The organism is Cryptosporangium arvum DSM 44712 (genome assembly GCF_000585375.1).
Lineage (GTDB): Bacteria > Actinomycetota > Actinomycetes > Mycobacteriales > Cryptosporangiaceae > Cryptosporangium > Cryptosporangium arvum.
Map to the genome: position 1 here is coordinate 8,835,288 of NZ_KK073874.1, position 16,370 is coordinate 8,851,657.

Genomic DNA, 16,370 nt, shown 5'->3' on the forward strand with positions numbered 1-16,370 from the left:
AGATGCCCCTAAATCGGCGAAAGGGTCAGCTGTACATCCAGCGTTCCGGTGCGCGTCGAGCCCGTCGGATGCCGAGGGTGATGAACAGGATCGCCGCGCCCACCAGCAGCGGCGGGCCGGCCAGACCGGCGGCGGAAGTGATCGCCGGGGGCTCCGTGCGGGCCGTGTCGCCGACGGCGCGGGCCTTGATCATGTCGTACTCGAACGCCCCGCCGCCCTGCCGGTAGTCGACGAGCGACCCGGAGTGCTCGCTACCTCCGACCGGCCAACTCGCGTCCCAGCACTCGATGGTCTCGGTCGTGCCGCTCTGGTACTTCCCGAGGCATTCGTCACCGATGCTGACCGTGACCGCGCTCCCGAACTGGTACGAGTACGCCATCCACGACCAGATGCAACATAGTGCGGCCACCACGGCCAGCCCGATCGCCAGCACGCCGGTAGTCCCGATGGAACGCTTCGTGTTCGCTCGTCGCATGACGCTAATTGATGGGTCAACTAGACGCCTCGGGGGTCATGTTTACTGGATCTTTACCCCACGAATCGCGCCGCGCCCCCGGCTGGGGGCGCAGCGCCGGTCAGACGGACTCCACGCTCACGAGGGGTAAGAAGACCCCACTACTGGATGCGGCTCTTCCCGAGGAACCCGTCGGTGCCGACGACGAAGTACCACTCCGGCGGCGTGCCCTTGAGTTCACCCTTCTCGTCGAACGCGATCTGCCCCGTGACGCCCTTGGCCGAGTACGTCGAGAGGAACTTGTTGACGTCTGCGCGGGTCTTGTTCCCGGCTGCGAACGCCGCCATCAGCGCGTTCGCCGCGTCGTACATCTCGCCGACGTAGAGGTTCGGCCGCGTGGTGGTCTTGTCCTCGACCCTCTTCTTGAACTCGTCGGACAGACCCGCCCCGGGAGTGCACGCGCAGACGATCACCGTGTCCTGGCCGGTGTCGACGGTTTCGGTGACGTACGCGCTGTCGATCATGCCGGGACCGCCGACGAGGTCGATGTCCTTGCCGCCGGCGGCGGTGATCGCGTTCCGGATGCCCGCGCCCTCCGGAGCGAACCCGGCGAACGCGACCACGGTGGCGCCGGCCTCCACGACCGACGAGGCAAGCAGCGTGAAGTCGGTCTGGCCCGTCTTCACGGTCGAGGTGCCGACGACCAGGTCGCCCAGCTCCTTCTTCGCCGTGGCCACCATCGCCTTCGGGTACTGCGTCCCGTCGTCGACGACGTAGACCTTCGCGGCCGGATCGCCGCCCTTGATGTACTTCGCCATCGCGACGCCGGAGTCGCCGTCCGTACCCACCGTGCGGTGGAAGAACTTCATGCCCATCTCGCCGAGCGACACCGTGGACGTCGTCGGGTTCACCATCGGCAGACCGGCCTTGTCGAACAGCGGCGACGCGGCGATCGCTTCCTTCGAGTACAGCGGCCCGACCACACCCAGGATCGACTTGTCCTTGATGATCTTGTCGGCCAGGATCTTCGCCTTGCCTTCCTCGCCACCGCTGTCGAACTCGCGCACCGCGACCGTGCAGTCGGGATTCTTGGCGTTGTACTCCTCGGCCGCGAGCGTCGTGATCGCCACCGCGGCCTCACCGGGGTCGTCCGACGAGCCGCCGGTGTCACCGACGACCGCGACCGTGCCACTGGCACAGCCCTTCTTCTCGTTCGCCGGTGCCGTGGCCGTGTCGGCCTTGCCGCCGTCGTCCTTCGTGAAATACCAGGCGGCACCGCCCCCACCACCGACAACGACCAACGCCAGGACGACGACGAGCACGATGCCGACGACCGAGCGCTTCTTCTCCGGCGGGGCCGGGGGTGGCCCGGCGGCGTACTCCTGCCCGTAAGCAGCCTGCTGGTCGTACTGGCCGTACTCCTGCGGCTGCGCGTACTGCTGCTGCCCGTACTCCTGGGGCTGCTGCCCGTACTCCTGGCCGTACTCCTGGCCGTACTGCTGCGGCTGCCCGTATTGCGGCTGCCCGTACTGCTGGGGCTGCCCGTACTGGGGCTGGCCGTACTGCTGCGGCTGGCCGTACTGCTGCGGCTGCCCGTACTCCTGAGGCTGCCCGTACTGCTGGGGCTGCCCGTACTCCTGAGGCTGGGAGTACTGCTGCCCGTACTCCTGGCCGTACTGCGGCGGCTGGCCGTACTGAGGCTGCTGGCCGTACTCCTGGGGCTGGGCGTACTGCTGCTGCCCGTACGAGGGCGGGTACTGCCCAGCTGGCGGTAAGTCGCTCTGCGGTGGCCCCGACGCCTGACCGGGCATCGGTGGCCCGGTCGGCGATTGCTCCGGTGGGAGCGTCCAGCCGGGCTCTCCGCCGGGATGCTCGCCTTCGCTCGGTTGGCCGCCGCCGGCCGGATACTGGGTCATCACCGTTCCCCGTGGTCACACTGAAGTCACTCGGAAGCTTTCGTTCTCCCGAGAAGCGCCCAGAATACGTACCGCCAGCTACTTGTGCGACGGACCGGGGTGATGACGGCCGAATAGCAGGATGCCGAGGTCACCCTGCGTACCGACGCGTTGCGCCGAGTATCAGGTCCGAGACGGCCGAGCCCCGAACCGCCAGTCGGGAGAACGTCTCGAAGATGCGCTCGTACACCGCGATCTCGTCGGGCTCACGGAGCGTCAGCTCGGCGCCCAGCGTCTCCACGAGCGCGTAGTCACGGTCGAAGATCCAGAATCCGTTCAACGGCCCCACCGGCCACCGCGCTCCCAGCGGCACCACCGCGAGGTCGACCGCCGGAATTCGGGCCACTGCGAGTAAGCGCTCCAACTGCGCCCGCATAGTCGCCGAATCGGCTATGCGGCAATAAAGCGCCGTTTCGGCCAGGACGAAGTGATATCGCCGTCCGGGCTGGAGAAGGAGCTCTTGCCGGCTCAGTCGCGCCCGCACGCCCTCCTCCACGTCGTCGGAGATTTGGTAGGTACTGACGAGCCCTTGGAAAACGGCGCGGGCGTAATCCGCGGTCTGGAGCAGCCCGGGCAGCACGCCGGGCTCGAACGCGCGGATCAGCGTCGCTTCGGCTTCGGCGTCGCGGCGCTGGAGCTGACGCGCGCGGGTGCCGGTCGACAGCCGCTGCCGCCACTCGGTGTACTCGGTGCGCGCCTTGCGGAGCGCCCCCTGCAGCCGGTCGGCGTCGTCGGATCCGGCCCCGGTTGCCTGCACCCAGGCATCGACGTCCGAGACGGTCGCGGTCTGCTGACCGCGCTCCAACTTGGACACCTTGGAATGCGGCCAGCCGGTGCGGTCCGCGACCGCTCGACCGGTCAGGCCGGCGTCTTCGCGCACTTGGCGCAGTTGCAATCCGAAGACGCGCAAGGCGTCATGAGGCTTGGCCACGGAACCGGTCTTCCCTCCCGGCACGAGGGTAACGGTCGGGGTCCGAGCACTCGGACACCGACCACCGCCTTGGACGACACCACTGTCCTCAGTGGTCTATCCCAGCCACAGGGGTCACTTCCGTATCAGGATCGGGTCGAAGAAGACCCCAAACCGTGGTCGGCCGGGAAGTACCCGAGCAGCTCCAACGGAATCTCCACCGCCGTCTCGTGCGCGGGCAGCCCCCGCTCGGCCAGCGCGGCGATGGCCTCCGCGTCGGTGACCCGCCAGCCCTGCACCACGAGCGTGCCGCGATCGGTCTCGTAGACCGACGGACAGGAGCCGTACGAACTGTTGGTGCCGCGGAATGTCAGCTTCATGATTTATCCCCCCGGGTCCACTCTGGACGGCTCAGCACCATGCGGCACAGCACTGAGCACACAAATGGTTGCTAAACGCGGCGAAAATCCCAACCCCGCAAGGGGTACTTGGAAGCTATTTCTCGCAATTTCTTGAACTTCAGTGGCGAAAGCCGTCATCCTCGAAGATGGGTGCCGAACGCCAAGGATGTCGCACGGCGCCCCCCAACTCCGTCACCGTGAGTGCTCCGGTGAAGGCGATCGGAGGGCGTATGCCACGCACAGCCAGGGACGGCGTTCAGTCGCGGCCGCACGGTGACAGTACGACCCGCCCCCGTCCGGGACGTCCGCGGCCAGCGGGGCCACGTCCACCGCACCCGTCGAGCGGCTGCCGGACGTCGGAGTGAGCCTGCCTCTGCCGCCCTCCGACGCGGGTGACGCGGAACTCTGGCTCGCCGGCTACGAGCTGCGGGCCGCCCACCGGCCGGCGGACGGCTCAGCCGAGTGCCCGATCTGTCACACGAACTGGGAGTGCGCGGCCTACCGCAACGGCGTCGAGATGATGCGTTCCGCGACCGAGGGCCCGCCGTCGCCCCTGGAGGACCGCTGGTTCGGGCGCGGGCGAGCGCTCGGCTGAACCCGGCACCCGAACAGCAACCGTCGCGCGACTGTCGGCACTCCTGCGGGATCGCACGGTTGCAGTGTCGCCTCGGGGGAGGCGCGGTCAGGGGGAAGATCATGACGCTCACCGTCAAGGCCGAAGCGCTGTTCGTCAGCGCGGTGCAGCCCTCCGAGGACACCACGAGTGCCCTCCTGGAAGCGGCGATCGAGGCCAGCCTGGAGCGGTTCGGCGGCCCCGCCGGGTGCGCTCAGCGTCTGGCCGCCGAGTTCGGCGACCACCCCGAGACCGCCGTCCCCCGCATGCGCTGGGCCCTGGACGCCGTCTCCGACTCCTAGCTCGACCCCTACAGGATGTCGCCCGGGGTGTAGAGGGCGGCCTTCGGGTGGCGGCCGGCCACCTCGCCCACCCGCCGAGCCACCTCGGCGACCTGCGCCGACGCCGCCCCGGTGAACGACGACGGGTCCGCGACCAGCGACGCGACGGTGGCGGAGTCCAGCCGCAGCCGCTCGTCGGAAGCCAGGCGGTCCAGCAGATCGTTGCGCTCGATGCCCTTCTCCCGCATCTCCAGCGCCACCGCGACCGCGTGTTCCTTGATCGCCTCGTACGCCACCTCGCGCCCGACCCCCCGCTGCACCGCGGCGACGAGCACCTTCGTCGTCGCGAGGAAGGGCAGGTAACGGTCGAGCTCGCGCTGCACCACCGCCGGGTACGCGCCGAACTCGGTGAGCACGGTGAGGAACGTCTGGAACAGGCCGTCCGCGGCGAAGAACGCGTCCGGCAGCGCGACCCGACGGACGACGCTGCAGAACACGTCCCCCTCGTTCCACTGGTTGCCGGCCAGCTCACCGGTCATCGACGCGTACCCGCGGATGATCACCGCGAGCCCGTTCACCCGCTCGCACGAACGCGTGTTCATCTTGTGCGGCATCGCCGACGACCCGACCTGCCCGGCCTGGAACCCCTCGGTGACCAGTTCCTGGCCCGCCATCAGGCGGATCGTCGTCGCCAGGCTCGACGGCCCGGCGGCGGCGACGACGAGCGCCGACACCGCGTCGTAGTCCAGCGACCGCGGGTAGACCTGCCCCACGCTCGTGAACACGCGTGCGAACCCGAGGTGCCGCGCCACCGCCTCTTCCAACGCGGCCAGCTTCAGCGGGTCACCGCCCAGCAGGTCCAGCTGGTCCGCCGCGGTACCGACCGGCCCCTTGATCCCGCGCAGCGGATACCGGTCCAGCAGCTCGGAGAGCCGCTCGTAGGCCAGCAGCTGCTCCTCGGCGGCCGAGGCGAACCGCTTGCCGAGCAGCGTCGCCTGCGCCGGCACGTTGTGCGAGCGGCCGGTGAGCACGAGCGCGTCAAACTCGACCGCCCGGGCCGCGAGCCGCACCAGCGACGACACCACCCGGTCGCGGATCAGCTCCAGCGACGCCCGGACCTGCAGCTGCTCGACGTTCTCGGTCAGGTCCCGGGAGGTCATCCCCTTGTGGATGTGCTCGTGGCCGGCCAGCGCCGAGAACTCCTCGATGCGTGCCTTCACGTCGTGCCTGGTCACGCGTTCACGCGCGGCGATCGACGCCAGGTCGACGTTCTCCACGACGGCCTCGTACGCCTCGACGACACCGTCGGGCACCGGTGTGCCCAACTCGCGCTGCGCCTTGAGCACCGCGATCCAGAGCTGTCGCTCCAGCACGATCTTGTGCTCGGGCGACCAGATCTGGGTCAGCTCGGGCGAGGCGTAACGGGCGGCGAGAACATTCGGGATCACCTACCCATCTTCGCTCACACGATCAGCAGCGTCTTCCCGACCGTGGTCCTCGCCTCGATCGCGGCATGTGCGTCCGCCGCGCGCTCGAGCGGGAACGTCGACCCGATGAGGGGTTTCACGCCGGACTCGAGCGCGGCGCGAGCCAGCTCCGGGACTGTTCCACGCACGTCGCGCAGCGTGAGCACGCGCCCGGCCACCGTCTGCGGATCGGTCATCCGCCCCCCGGCACCCCCGTGGATCACGAACCGTCCCGCCGGCTTCAGCGCCCCGGCCGCGGCCGCCCCGATCTCCCCGCCCACGCCGTCGAACACCAGGTCGAGACCACCGGACAGCTCGCGGACCCGCTCCGCCCAACCCGGCTTCCCGTACTCGACGGCCACGGCCTTCTCGTTGACGACGCCCAGCTTGGCGCTACTACCCACCGCGCCGATCACGCGGGCACCGACACCGAGAGCGAGCTGAACCAGCAGACTGCCGAGCCCGCCGGCCGCCGCCTCGACCAGCACCCACTCCCCGGCCACCGGTGCGGCGAGCCGGAACAGCCCCACTGCGGTCCGCCCGTCGGTGGCCAGGCCGACGGCGTCGGCGGTGGACAGCTCGTCCGGGATCGGAACGATGTCCGCGACGTTCACCGCGGCCTGCGACGCGTAACCGCCCGTTCCGCCGGTCGTGCTGAACACGCGGCGCCCGATCAGGTTCTCGTCGGCTCCGGGCCCGACCGCGCTGATCACCCCGCCGACGCCGTTACCCGGCACGTACGGCGGCTCGGGGAGCGGAAACGGGCCCGGGGGCCGGCCGGCCCGGATCTGCGTCTCGACGAACGAAATGCTCACCACCTCGACGTCGATCAAGGCCTGGTCCGGAGCCGGGACGGGCGTGGGCAGCTCGACGGGTACCAGAACGGAGGGATCGCCGAAGCGGGTCAGCTGGATCGCGCGCATCGGACCAGCGTGCAACCTCAACCGCGGTTGAGATCAAGGCGCTCGTTCACGCGGGCTTCGGCGAGCCGGTGCCGTCGCTGACCGGCCAGCACGAGGTGGCCTGCGCCAGCGGCGCGCGCGGTGCCAGCCACATCGCGACCGCACCGAGGAGGCCGGCCAGCGCGAACACGTAGAAGCTCCACACCCCGGCGTCGGCGTCGAGCAGTACCCCGCCGAGCGTCGGCCCGACCACCGAGCCGATCCGCCCGACACCGGCGATCCAGCCGAGCGCGGTCGCGTGCGTCGCCGACGGGTAGTGGTAGCCGACGTGCGCGTAGAGCACGACCTGGGCCGTGAACAGGAAGAAGCCCGCCAGCGCGGCCGCCAGGTAGATCAGTACCGACGGCATCCGGATGCTGATCAGCCCCACGAACACCGCTCCGGTGAGGAACCAGATCGCCGAGGCCCGTTTCGTGCCGAGCCGATCGGCGATCGGTCCGGTCAGCAGGAGCCCGGCCACCGCCCCCACGTTCGTGATCACCAGGAAGGACAGCGCCGAGCCGAGCCCGTAGCCGGAGTCGCGCATGAGCTGCGGCAGCCAGGTACCGAAGCCGTAGACCAGGAGCAGCCCACAGAACGAGGCGACGAAGAACAGCAGCGTGGCGGCGAGGTAACCGCGCCCGAAAATCGTCCGGAGCGCCGCGGACCGATCGGGGGTGGCGGCGCCGATGCGGTTTCTCGCGGCGTCGAGATCGACGTCGTGGCGCCGGGCCACCTCCGCGGCCTCGTCGTCCCGTCCGCGCGCGAGCAGGAAGTCGACCGACTCGGGCAGGTACCGCCAGAGCAGCGGGAGCATGACGACGATCGGGATCGCGCCGGCCCAGAACATCGCACGCCACCCGAACGCGGGCAGCACGGCGATCGCGAGCGCGGCGACGACGAGCCCGCCGACGTGGTATCCGGTCATCATCCAGGTCGCGCCTGCACCGCGGCGGCGCTCGCCGATGTACTCCATGACCAGCGGCATCGCGGTCGGGATCAGGCCACCGAGCCCGAGGCCGGCGAGGAAGCGCCCGACGCTGAACACCGTGGGGTTCGGGGCCACCGCGCAGAACGCCATCAGCACCGAGAACCAGGTGGCGCAGGCCATGATCGTCCTGCGGCGGCCGAACCAGTCGGTGAGCGTGCCGATCGTGAGCGAGCCGATCAGCATGCCGAACGTGGCGTAGCTACCGATCCGGCCCGCTTCGGACGCGGTGAGCTGCCATTCCGGATCGTCGAGCAGGTCGGGGATGACCGTGCTGTAGACGAACAGGTCGAACCCTTCGAGCAGGACGACGATCCAGCACAGCGCCAGAACGGTACGGGCGATGCGGTTCGGCACGGCGAACCTCCCGGGGATGCGGCGTGCTCGCTCCCGTGCCCGTCGTCCCCCTGGGAAAACACCAGCGTTTCACTGGCCGGAACACCCTGGCGCTGAACGGCCACGCTGATCGCCCTCGTCCATGTCGAGCAGCGGCTCCGGATCATCGGAGCGATCAGCGCGGCCGCGCGCGCGACGTCGGCGGTGACCCGGGCGTGCAGGTCGGGGGCGGTCAGGTGGCGGCTGACGCTGTCGGCCTGCACGCGCCACAGCCCCGCGACCGCGATCGCCGCGATGCGCGACTCGGGAGCGGACCCGCCGAGGTGCTCGGCGATCGCGTCGGTGAGGCGCTCGGCCATCTCGTGCCGGTACGCGCGCAGGCCGGGCGTGCTCACCGCGAGCGCACGGAACCGGCCGATCTGCTCGACCGCGTCGGCGGGATCGGGATGATCGGCGATCCAGCCGGTCAACGCACCGAGTTCGGCATCGAGCACGCTGACCGCGGCGTCCAGCGGCCCGGCGTCCGCGGCGGACAGCGCGGCCCGCAGAGCCGTGAGCGTGTCGGCGAACCGGTCGAGCAGCAGCGCTTCCTTGGTGGGGAAGTAGTTGAAGACGGTCTTCTCGGACACTCCGCAGGCGTCGGCGATCTCAGAGACGCGGACCGCCTCGAAGCCGCGCTCGAGGAACATCCGCGTCGCGGTCGAGGTCAGCCGCGCCCGGAGCGCGCGCTTCTTCTGCTCCCGGAGGCCGGGCTGCCAGTCGACGGTCACGCTGTCACTTTACAGCGACGGTAAAAATACTGTTACTGTAAAAATCATGGTCGCACTGCAGATCGTCGGGTTGGTCCTCGCCGGGCTCCTGGCCGGCGAGGAGTTCATCGTGCGGTACGGCGTGCAGCCGGCGCTGCGTAGCCTGGACGACCGGTCGCACATCGGCGCGCGGGTCGCGCTGGTCCGCAGCTTGCGGATCGTGGTGCCCGCGCTGATGCTCCCGACGGTGCTGTGCGCGGTGGCGGTCCTGGTCGCCGGCGGAGCCGGCCCGGGCGCGTCGTTGCGGTGGGCCGGCACCGGGGCGCTCGTCGCGTTCGTGCTGATCTCGTTCCTCGGCACCGTGCCGATCAACATGAAGGTCGTCGACTGGCGCGCCGACGCTCCGCCGCCGGACTGGCGGGCGACGGTGCTGCGCTGGGAACGCCTCGACGGGGCCCGATCGGCGGCGGCGATCGTCGCGTTCGTCTGCTTCGTGGCCGCGCTCGCGGTCCAGGCCTAGGCGTACCCCGGCACCCTCGACCACAGGAGACTGGCCGCCGGCCGAGCGCTCGCACGAGCGTCGGCCGACGGCCAGTCGAAGGAAAGTGCGCCAGGGAGATGCGCTACGGACCTAGAAGTTGATCATGTGCCCGGCGAGGCCGTGGACGGCCTCCTTGACCGCCTCGGACAGCGTCGGGTGCGCGTGCACGTTGCGCGCCACCTCGTGCACGGTCAGATCCCACTGCTGTGCCAGCGTGAGTTCCGGCAGGAGCTCGGTGACGTCGGGGCCGATCATGTGCGCGCCGAGCAGCTCGCCGTACTTGGCGTCGGACAGGATCTTCACGAAGCCGCCCGGGTCGCCCAGGCCGTGCGCCTTGGCGTTCGCGGTGAACGGGAACTTCGCGACCTGGACGTCGTAGCCCTTCTCGCGCGCCTGCTCCTCGGTGTAGCCGAAGCTGGCGATCTGCGGCTGGCAGTACGTCGCCCGCGGGATCATCACGTAGTCGAGCGTCTGCGTCTCGGCGCCGGCGATCGTCTCGGCCGCGATGATGCCCATGGCCTCGGCGGCGTGCGCGAGCATCAGCTTGGCGGTGCCGTCACCGATCGCGAAGATGTGCGGGACGTTCGTCCGGCAGTACTCGTCGATGTCGATCGCGCCGCGCTCGGTGAGCTGCACGCCGGTCTTGTCCAGGCCGAAGCCCTCGGTGCGCGGCGCGAAGCCGATCGCCTGGAGCACCTTGTCGGTCTCCAGCACCTGCTCCTGGCCGTCCTTGGAGACCGTGACCCGCACCGAAGAACCGGAGTCGTCGATCGACTCCACCCGGGTCGAGGTGAGCACCTTGATGCCGAGCTTCTTGTAGCGCTTCGCCAGCTCGGCGGAGACCTCCGGGTCCTCCAGCGGCACCAGCCGGTCGAGGAACTCGACGATCGTCACGTCGACGCCGTAGTTCTTCATGACGTACGCGAACTCGACACCGATCGCGCCCGCACCGGCGATGACGATGCTCTCGGGCAGGTTGTCGGTGAGGATCTGCTCCTCGTACGTAACGACCCGCTCCGACAAAGAAGTGCCCGGCAGCAACCGGGTGGTGGCGCCGGAAGCGATGATCGCGTTGTCGAACGTGACGGTCTCGCTACCGCCGTCGTTGAGCGCGACCTCGATCGTGTTCGCGTCGGTGAACGTTCCCCAGCCCTGGAACTGCTGGATCTTGTTCTTCTTCATCAGGAAGTGGACGCCCTTGACGCGACCGTCGGCCACCTTGCGGCTCCGGTCGAACGCGGGCTTGAAGTCCACCGAGACCGTGCCGTCGACGGTGATGCCGAACTGCTTGGCCTCCTTCTGGAAGATGTAGGCCAGTTCGGCGTTCCGCAGCAGCGCCTTGGACGGGATGCAGCCCACGTTGAGGCACACCCCACCCCAGTACTGCTTCTCGATGATCGCCACTTTTTTGCCGAGCTGCGCGGCTCGGATCGCGGCGACGTATCCACCCGGGCCGGCACCCAGTACCACGACATCGAAGTGTGTGCTCACGCTTTCCACCCTATTCCGGATCCCGCGCCGAAGGTCAGGCGCCTGGCAGCCAGTTACCGCCAACGCGGCAAACGTGAAAATCATTCCCGATAGACCGATGGCCCCGCAACGTAACCGCACCCGCGAGCGACTCGGCGGACACCACCACGAACCGATCACACTGTCGTGACCGACACCCGCACTCCGTACCGTCCGGCGGCCAAGGCCCTGCCCACCGGCGCCGGTGCCGTCCGCGTCGTGCCGCGCCCCGGATCGATCGCCGCCCAGGCCCGCGGGGGCGCGGTCGGCGCGCCCCGTCCCGGCCGCGCCGACCGTGCCTCGAGTCGGTTCCCGAACATCGACGCGGTACTCGACGCCCGCGCGATCTTTCCGGTGTTCCAGCCGCTGGTCCGCGCCCACGACCGGGCCCTGGTCGGATACGAGGCGCTGAGCCGCGGCCCGGCGGGCACCCCGTGGGAGTCACCGACCGCGCTGTTCGAAGCAGCCGGTGAGGCCGGTCGGCTCGCCGAGCTCGACTGGGCCTGCCGGGCCCGGATCGGCCGCGCCGCGATCGCCGCCGGCCTCGACCGGTCCACGGCGCTGTTCGTCAACGCCGAGCCGCCCGCGGCCGCGCTGCCGTGCCCGGAGGACCTGCTGCCGGCGATCCGGGAGGCCGAGCGTCGGCTGCACCTGGTCGTCGAGATGACCGAGCGGTCGATCGCCGCCGACCCGGCCGGGCTGCTCACCGCGGCCTCGACGCTGCGCGCCGCCGGCTGCGGCATCGCGCTCGACGACGTCGGCGCGATCCCGGCCTCGCTCGCGCTGATGCCACTGCTCGACCCGGACGTCATCAAGCTCGACATGCACCTCGTGCGACGCCCCAACGACCTGGCCACCGCGCGGGTCGTCAACAGCGTGATCGCGCAGGCGGAGCGCTCCGGCGCCGCGATCCTCGCCGAGGGCGTGGAGACCGCGCAGCACCTGGCGACCGCACGCACGATGGGCGCGTCGATCGTCCAGGGCTGGCTCACCGGCCGACCGGCGCCGCTGCCGGCCGAGCGGGCCGCGTCGCTGCCGCCGGAGCGGCTCTACCGCCGGGTCGTGGAGGAGCCGACCGGCACGCCGTTCGAGATCCTCGCCGGGTGCAGGCCGGCCCGCCGCGGGGACAAGGAGTCCCTGCTGACGATCAGCCGCTACCTGGAGACGAAGGGCCTGGACAGCGAGGAGCCCCCGGTCGTCCTCGGCTGCTTCCAGCACGACCGCTACCTGACCCCGGCGACGCGCAAGCGGTTCGCGAAGCTGGCGGCGTCGGCCGGGTTGGTGGCCGCGCTCGGCGAGGGCGTGTCGAGCGAGCCCGCGCCCGGTGTGCGTGGAGCGGCGCTCAAGGCGAGCGACCCGCTCCGCAACGAGTGGAACGTCGTCGTCGTGGGGCCGCACTTCGCCGGCGCGCTCGTCGCCCGGGACCTCGGTGACACCGGCCCGGACGGTGAGCGCCGCTTCGACTACGTGCTCACCTACGAGCGTTCGCTGGTGCTGAAGGCCGCCCGTGCGCTGCTGCGCTGGGTGGCTCCGGTGGCTACGGACCACCACCGGTGAAGGCTATGCACGTCCCTGGGTAGGGACGAGAATTACACCGTTTCTGGATTAATGTCCGCGAGATGGCGCAGCCTTCTACGTCTTCCGCCCTCATCTCGGCCGATCAGGTCCTCCCGTTCTTTCGCGCGCTTGTCGAATCCCTGGAAACCGCCGTCGTGCTGTGCGATTCCGGCGGACGAATTCTGCTGTTCAACCGGGCGATGGCGCGGGCCTGCGACTCCGGCGATGCGGCGAGCTGGGAGAACCCGACCGGTCAGCTGCGGGTGGGAGCCGAGCTCAGCCGCATCACCAGTTGTCTGCGCAACCCCGACGGCTCCCGGGTGGTGCGCGCCCAGCTGCCGCTGAGCCGGGCGCTGCGCGGCGAACGGATCCGGGACGAGGAACTGCACCTGGGGCCGGACGGCCGGCGTCCACGCACCTACCGCGCCCACGGTGGGCCGGTGTACGGCCCGGACGGCCGGGTGGCCGGCGCGCTGCTGGCCCTGCACGACGTCACCGAGCGCCGGTTGGCCCTGCGCTTCGCCGACTGCGAGCTCGCGGTCTCCGCAGCGCTCGTCACCGAGGCCACTCTGGCCGAGGCGGGGGCAGGCGCGCTGGCCGCGGTCGGCACCCGCCTGTCCTGGCCCTACGGCGAGCTCTGGCTGACCGACGAGGCCGACGAGACCCTGTACCCGGCGGCCCGCTGGGTGGCGCCGGGCCACCAGCCCTCCGATCCCCGGCCCGAGCGGCTCGCCCGCGGCTCCGGGCTGCCCGGCGAGGTCTGGGCGAGCGGGGTGCCGTGCTGGTACTCCGACGTCACGACGAGCGGCCAGGCCCGCTTGGTCGCCACCGCCGGCCGGTACGGGCTCCGGTCGGCGATCGGCGTCCCGATCCGTACGCCGGAACAGTTCATCGGCGTCCTGGTGTTCTTCGGCTCCTGCGTCGAGGAGCCCGAGGAATCTCTGCTCGCGCTGCTGAGCGGGGTCGCCGCGCACGTCGGTCAGTTCCTGGTGCGGCGAAGAGCGGACGAGCTCGCGCTCGAGCTCACCCGGACCAGGGACGACTTCCTCGCGCTCGTCGGGCACGAACTGCGGACGCCGCTGACGTCGATCGTCTCGCACACCGAGCTGGTGCTCGCCGACGAGGACGGCATCACCGGCGACAACCGGACGCTGCTGACCGCGGTCGACCGCAACGCCCACGCGCTGCGCCGAATCGTCGTCGACCTGCTCGACCTGGCCGGCCTCGAGTCCGGCGACCTCCCGCTCGACCTGGCGCCCGTCGATCTCGCCGAGCTGGTGACCACGGCGGTGTCCGCGGCCCGGCCGACGGCCGAACCCAACGACGTCAAGATCGAGGTGGACGCTCCGCGGGTGCTGCCGGTCCGCGGCGACCCGACGCGGCTGCGGCAGCTGATCGACCAGTTGCTCTCCAACGCGGTGAAGTACTCCCCCGACGGGGGCGACGTCCGGGTACGGCTCGAGCGGGACGGCGACCGGGCCGAACTCACGGTCACCGATGCGGGCATCGGTATTCCGGAGGCCGAGCGACCCCGGCTGTTCGAGCGGTTCTTCCGCTCGACGACCGGGACGGAGCGCGGGCTCGCCGGCACCGGTCTGGGCCTGCCGCTGGCGCGGGCGATCACGCTCCGGCACGGCGGCACGATCAAGGCGCGGCACGGCCACCCGGGCACGACGATCGTCGTCACGCTGCCCGTCGCCGGAGCGGCCGGAGGCCGGTTCCAGGGCGGTTGACCGCCGTATCGTCGGGAGTCCTACCGGCCCGTACGATGAGCGCCAGTCTCCCGTCCAGCAGCGCGCGGGACGTCTTTACCGACTGCTGCCCGCTGCCCGTAGGAGGCCCTCGATGGCAGAGTTCTCGCCCCCCACTCCGTTCGAAGTCCTGATCGTCGACGACGACGCGGGCGACGTGATGATCATCGAGGAAGCGCTCGAGACCCACGGGCTCGGCAGCACCTTGCACGTGGTTCCGGACGGCGTCGTCGCGATGCAGTTCCTCCGCCGCGAAGGCGAGCACAAGGACGCCCCGCGGCCGCACCTCGTGCTGCTCGACCTGAACATGCCCCGCAAGGGCGGGCGCGAGGTGCTCGAGGAGCTGAAGGAAGACGACGAGCTGGCCAGCATCCCGGTGGTGGTGCTGACGACGTCGGCCGCCGACGAGGACATCCTGCGCTCGTACGACCTGCACGCGAACGCGTACGTCACCAAGCCCGTCGACTTCGCCGAGTTCGAGGGTGTGGTCGTGCAGATCGAGTCGTTCTACGGCAACACCGCCCAGCTCCCGGGCCGCCGTCGCTGACCGCTCGAATCGCCCGAGGTTGGCGAAATCGGAAAAATGGGTGATCATTCTCGTAACCGCCAGTTGTCTCACGGTGGCGGAACGTGAGGATGGACGACAATGATCGATCTCCCGCACCCCCCGCCCGGCGCGTCGTCCGGGCCGTACGGCCTGCCCAGACCGGACCTCGACGAGGCCCACCTGGCCTTGGCCGAGATCTACGCCGAGATCACCGACCGCATCTGGACCCAGATCCTCAACGAGACCGGGCTCTCCGGGCGTGAAACCGACCCGGATGCGCTCGACCGTGTCATCGACGCGATGAAGTCGAGCGATCCGATCACCGCGCTGTGCGGCCGCTCGCTGGAGATCCGGGTAGCGGCCTTCGACGCGATCGCCACCGACCGGGAACTGATCGGGAGCCCCGCATGAGCACCCTGCTGCACCACCGCCTGGCCGGCCGCGAGCGCCTCGAGGCCCTGGCCCGCTACGACGTCGACGATCCGCACCTCAAGCAGCAGCTGGACGCGATCGCCATGCGCACCGCGATGCACCTGCACATGCCGACCGCGCTCACCACGCTGGTGCTCGACAACGCGACGCTGATCGCCGGCGCGCACGGCGTCGACGGCTGGATGCGCGGCGGGCCGGGCGGGCCGGCCGAGTGGTCGTTCTGCGCGCAGACCGTGCTCGCCGGCGAGCCGTACATCGTCACCGACGCCAGCCGGGACCCGATGCAGTGCACGAACCCGGTCGTCGAGCTCGACGGTGTCCGCGCCTACGCCGGTGCGCCGCTGATCACCTCGTCCGGCCAGGTGCTCGGGTCCCACTGCGTGATCGACACCGCGCCGCACGTCTTCAGCGAGGACGAGATCGCCGAGCTTCAGGCCGCCGCGGCCGACGTGGTCGTCGCGTTCGAACAGCACCCGAGCCGGTACTCCACCGAGTACCGGCCGTCGTTCTTCAACCTCGACTGAGCCACCTGCCACCCGCACGACGCCGGCGCCGGACCTCGTCGAGGTCCGGCGCCGGTCGGCGTTCTGGTCAGGCGACCGGGATCAGGTCGCTCAGCCCCACCAGGTCGAGGACGCGCTGCGCGTACCGCCCGACGTTGCGCAGGTGGAACCGCGCCCCTTCGGTGTCGGCGGCCTTCCAGCCGTAGACGAGCACTCCGATGCCGACCGAGTCGAGGAACGGGCACCCGGTCAGGTCCACGATCACGTTCCGGCCCGCGTCGAACTCTTTGGCGAGCATCGTCCGCAGCTGGGGCGCCGAGTCCGAGTCGAGGTCACCGACGACGCCGATGACCGTGCTGTCGTCGGACTTCCCGACGTCGAAGTGCGTTGGCGGCCGTTCCATGGCTGCCCTCCCTCACCAGGTGGCACTCGAAGG

General features: G+C 70.3%; 17 protein-coding genes and 1 pseudogene. 8 read left to right on the forward strand and 10 right to left on the reverse strand.

All coding sequences use genetic code 11. From position 1 onward, the window contains the following. Positions 1 to 25: 25 nt before the first annotated feature. The 4 genes from CRYAR_RS40345 to CRYAR_RS40360 all read right to left on the reverse strand — a co-directional run bounded on the left by CRYAR_RS40345 (position 26) and on the right by CRYAR_RS40360 (position 3,699). Complete coding sequence (locus CRYAR_RS40345; RefSeq protein ID WP_157018467.1) at positions 26 to 475, reverse strand: hypothetical protein; 450 nt, start codon at positions 473 to 475, stop codon at positions 26 to 28. 140 nt (positions 476 to 615) lie between these two features. Then, positions 616 to 2,370 (reverse strand): branched-chain amino acid ABC transporter substrate-binding protein, encoded by a 1,755-nt coding sequence (locus tag CRYAR_RS44355; protein ID WP_084701598.1) that lies wholly within the window; start codon positions 2,368 to 2,370, stop codon positions 616 to 618. Between the two features lie 130 nt (positions 2,371 to 2,500). Then, positions 2,501 to 3,340 (reverse strand): helix-turn-helix domain-containing protein, encoded by an 840-nt coding sequence (locus CRYAR_RS40355; protein ID WP_035858715.1) that lies wholly within the window; start codon positions 3,338 to 3,340, stop codon positions 2,501 to 2,503. A gap of 125 nt (positions 3,341 to 3,465) precedes the next feature. Beyond that, positions 3,466 to 3,699 carry a hypothetical protein gene (locus CRYAR_RS40360; protein WP_035858718.1) on the reverse strand — a complete coding sequence of 78 codons (234 nt, stop codon included), beginning with the start codon at positions 3,697 to 3,699 and terminating at the stop codon, positions 3,466 to 3,468. Between the two features lie 382 nt (positions 3,700 to 4,081). Here CRYAR_RS40360 and CRYAR_RS40365 point away from each other — a divergent pair, with 382 nt between their 5' ends. Beyond that, entirely contained in the window at positions 4,082 to 4,315 is a 234-nt protein-coding gene (locus CRYAR_RS40365; protein ID WP_035858721.1) for a hypothetical protein, read from the forward strand. Positions 4,316 to 4,416: 101 nt separating this feature from the next. Then, positions 4,417 to 4,635 (forward strand): hypothetical protein, encoded by a 219-nt coding sequence (locus CRYAR_RS40370; RefSeq protein WP_035858724.1) that lies wholly within the window; start codon positions 4,417 to 4,419, stop codon positions 4,633 to 4,635. Positions 4,636 to 4,643: 8 nt separating this feature from the next. Here CRYAR_RS40370 and purB read toward each other — a convergent pair whose 3' ends face one another. The 4 genes and pseudogenes from purB to CRYAR_RS51140 all read right to left on the reverse strand — a co-directional run. Beyond that, positions 4,644 to 6,062 (reverse strand): adenylosuccinate lyase, encoded by a 1,419-nt coding sequence (purB, locus tag CRYAR_RS40375; RefSeq protein WP_035858727.1) that lies wholly within the window; start codon positions 6,060 to 6,062, stop codon positions 4,644 to 4,646. 14 nt (positions 6,063 to 6,076) lie between these two features. Next, the gene (locus CRYAR_RS40380) at positions 6,077 to 7,003 is read right to left on the reverse strand and encodes a zinc-binding dehydrogenase (RefSeq protein ID WP_035858730.1); all 927 of its coding nucleotides are present in this window, start codon (positions 7,001 to 7,003) and stop codon (positions 6,077 to 6,079) included. A 46-nt stretch (positions 7,004 to 7,049) separates the two neighbouring features. Further along, a complete protein-coding gene (locus CRYAR_RS40385) occupies positions 7,050 to 8,366 on the reverse strand; it encodes an MFS transporter (RefSeq protein ID WP_035858732.1) in 1,317 nt (438 codons plus the stop codon). A 566-nt stretch (positions 8,367 to 8,932) separates the two neighbouring features. Continuing rightward, positions 8,933 to 9,115, reverse strand: a pseudogene (locus CRYAR_RS51140) (TetR/AcrR family transcriptional regulator); the annotation flags it as partial. Between the two features lie 46 nt (positions 9,116 to 9,161). On the opposite strand from CRYAR_RS51140, the gene CRYAR_RS40395 reads away from it, so the two are divergent. Continuing rightward, positions 9,162 to 9,614 (forward strand): anthrone oxygenase family protein, encoded by a 453-nt coding sequence (locus tag CRYAR_RS40395; protein WP_035858735.1) that lies wholly within the window; start codon positions 9,162 to 9,164, stop codon positions 9,612 to 9,614. A 111-nt stretch (positions 9,615 to 9,725) separates the two neighbouring features. On the opposite strand, the gene lpdA is transcribed toward CRYAR_RS40395, so the two are convergent. Beyond that, on the reverse strand, positions 9,726 to 11,126 hold the full coding sequence (lpdA, locus tag CRYAR_RS40400) for a dihydrolipoyl dehydrogenase (protein ID WP_035858738.1): 1,401 nt from the start codon (positions 11,124 to 11,126) through the stop codon (positions 9,726 to 9,728). A 165-nt stretch (positions 11,127 to 11,291) separates the two neighbouring features. Between lpdA and CRYAR_RS40405 the strand changes: the two genes are divergently transcribed. The 5 genes from CRYAR_RS40405 to CRYAR_RS40425 all read left to right on the forward strand — a co-directional run bounded on the left by CRYAR_RS40405 (position 11,292) and on the right by CRYAR_RS40425 (position 15,955). Beyond that, on the forward strand, positions 11,292 to 12,701 hold the full coding sequence (locus CRYAR_RS40405) for a sensor domain-containing phosphodiesterase (protein WP_211247880.1): 1,410 nt from the start codon (positions 11,292 to 11,294) through the stop codon (positions 12,699 to 12,701). 62 nt (positions 12,702 to 12,763) lie between these two features. Next, positions 12,764 to 14,434 carry a PAS domain-containing sensor histidine kinase gene (locus CRYAR_RS40410; RefSeq protein WP_084701604.1) on the forward strand — a complete coding sequence of 557 codons (1,671 nt, stop codon included), beginning with the start codon at positions 12,764 to 12,766 and terminating at the stop codon, positions 14,432 to 14,434. A 112-nt stretch (positions 14,435 to 14,546) separates the two neighbouring features. Then, on the forward strand, positions 14,547 to 14,999 hold the full coding sequence (locus CRYAR_RS40415) for a response regulator (RefSeq protein ID WP_035858753.1): 453 nt from the start codon (positions 14,547 to 14,549) through the stop codon (positions 14,997 to 14,999). 99 nt (positions 15,000 to 15,098) lie between these two features. After that, positions 15,099 to 15,410, forward strand: a complete 312-nt coding sequence (locus CRYAR_RS40420) for a hypothetical protein (protein WP_035858756.1) — start codon at positions 15,099 to 15,101, stop codon at positions 15,408 to 15,410. Then, entirely contained in the window at positions 15,407 to 15,955 is a 549-nt protein-coding gene (locus tag CRYAR_RS40425; protein ID WP_051571671.1) for a GAF domain-containing protein, read from the forward strand. Before CRYAR_RS40420 ends, CRYAR_RS40425 begins: the two co-directional genes overlap by 4 nt. A 67-nt stretch (positions 15,956 to 16,022) precedes the next feature. On the opposite strand, the gene CRYAR_RS40430 is transcribed toward CRYAR_RS40425, so the two are convergent. Continuing rightward, positions 16,023 to 16,337 (reverse strand): STAS domain-containing protein, encoded by a 315-nt coding sequence (locus CRYAR_RS40430; protein WP_035858759.1) that lies wholly within the window; start codon positions 16,335 to 16,337, stop codon positions 16,023 to 16,025. Positions 16,338 to 16,370: the final 33 nt, after the last annotated feature.

Excerpts from the sequence above, each read along its gene's own strand:
- CRYAR_RS40345 (WP_157018467.1), bottom strand. The coding sequence starts at position 475 with ATGCGACGAGCGAACACGAAGCGTTCCATCGGGACTACCGGCGTGCTG.
- CRYAR_RS44355 (WP_084701598.1), bottom strand. The coding sequence starts at position 2,370 with ATGACCCAGTATCCGGCCGGCGGCGGCCAACCGAGCGAAGGCGAGCAT.
- CRYAR_RS40360 (WP_035858718.1), bottom strand. The coding sequence starts at position 3,699 with ATGAAGCTGACATTCCGCGGCACCAACAGTTCGTACGGCTCCTGTCCG.
- CRYAR_RS40370 (WP_035858724.1), top strand. The coding sequence starts at position 4,417 with ATGACGCTCACCGTCAAGGCCGAAGCGCTGTTCGTCAGCGCGGTGCAG.
- CRYAR_RS40380 (WP_035858730.1), bottom strand. The coding sequence starts at position 7,003 with ATGCGCGCGATCCAGCTGACCCGCTTCGGCGATCCCTCCGTTCTGGTA.
- CRYAR_RS40395 (WP_035858735.1), top strand. The coding sequence starts at position 9,162 with ATGGTCGCACTGCAGATCGTCGGGTTGGTCCTCGCCGGGCTCCTGGCC.
- CRYAR_RS40410 (WP_084701604.1), top strand. The coding sequence starts at position 12,764 with ATGGCGCAGCCTTCTACGTCTTCCGCCCTCATCTCGGCCGATCAGGTC.
- CRYAR_RS40415 (WP_035858753.1), top strand. The coding sequence starts at position 14,547 with ATGGCAGAGTTCTCGCCCCCCACTCCGTTCGAAGTCCTGATCGTCGAC.
- CRYAR_RS40420 (WP_035858756.1), top strand. The coding sequence starts at position 15,099 with ATGATCGATCTCCCGCACCCCCCGCCCGGCGCGTCGTCCGGGCCGTAC.
- CRYAR_RS40425 (WP_051571671.1), top strand. The coding sequence starts at position 15,407 with ATGAGCACCCTGCTGCACCACCGCCTGGCCGGCCGCGAGCGCCTCGAG.
- CRYAR_RS40430 (WP_035858759.1), bottom strand. The coding sequence starts at position 16,337 with ATGGAACGGCCGCCAACGCACTTCGACGTCGGGAAGTCCGACGACAGC.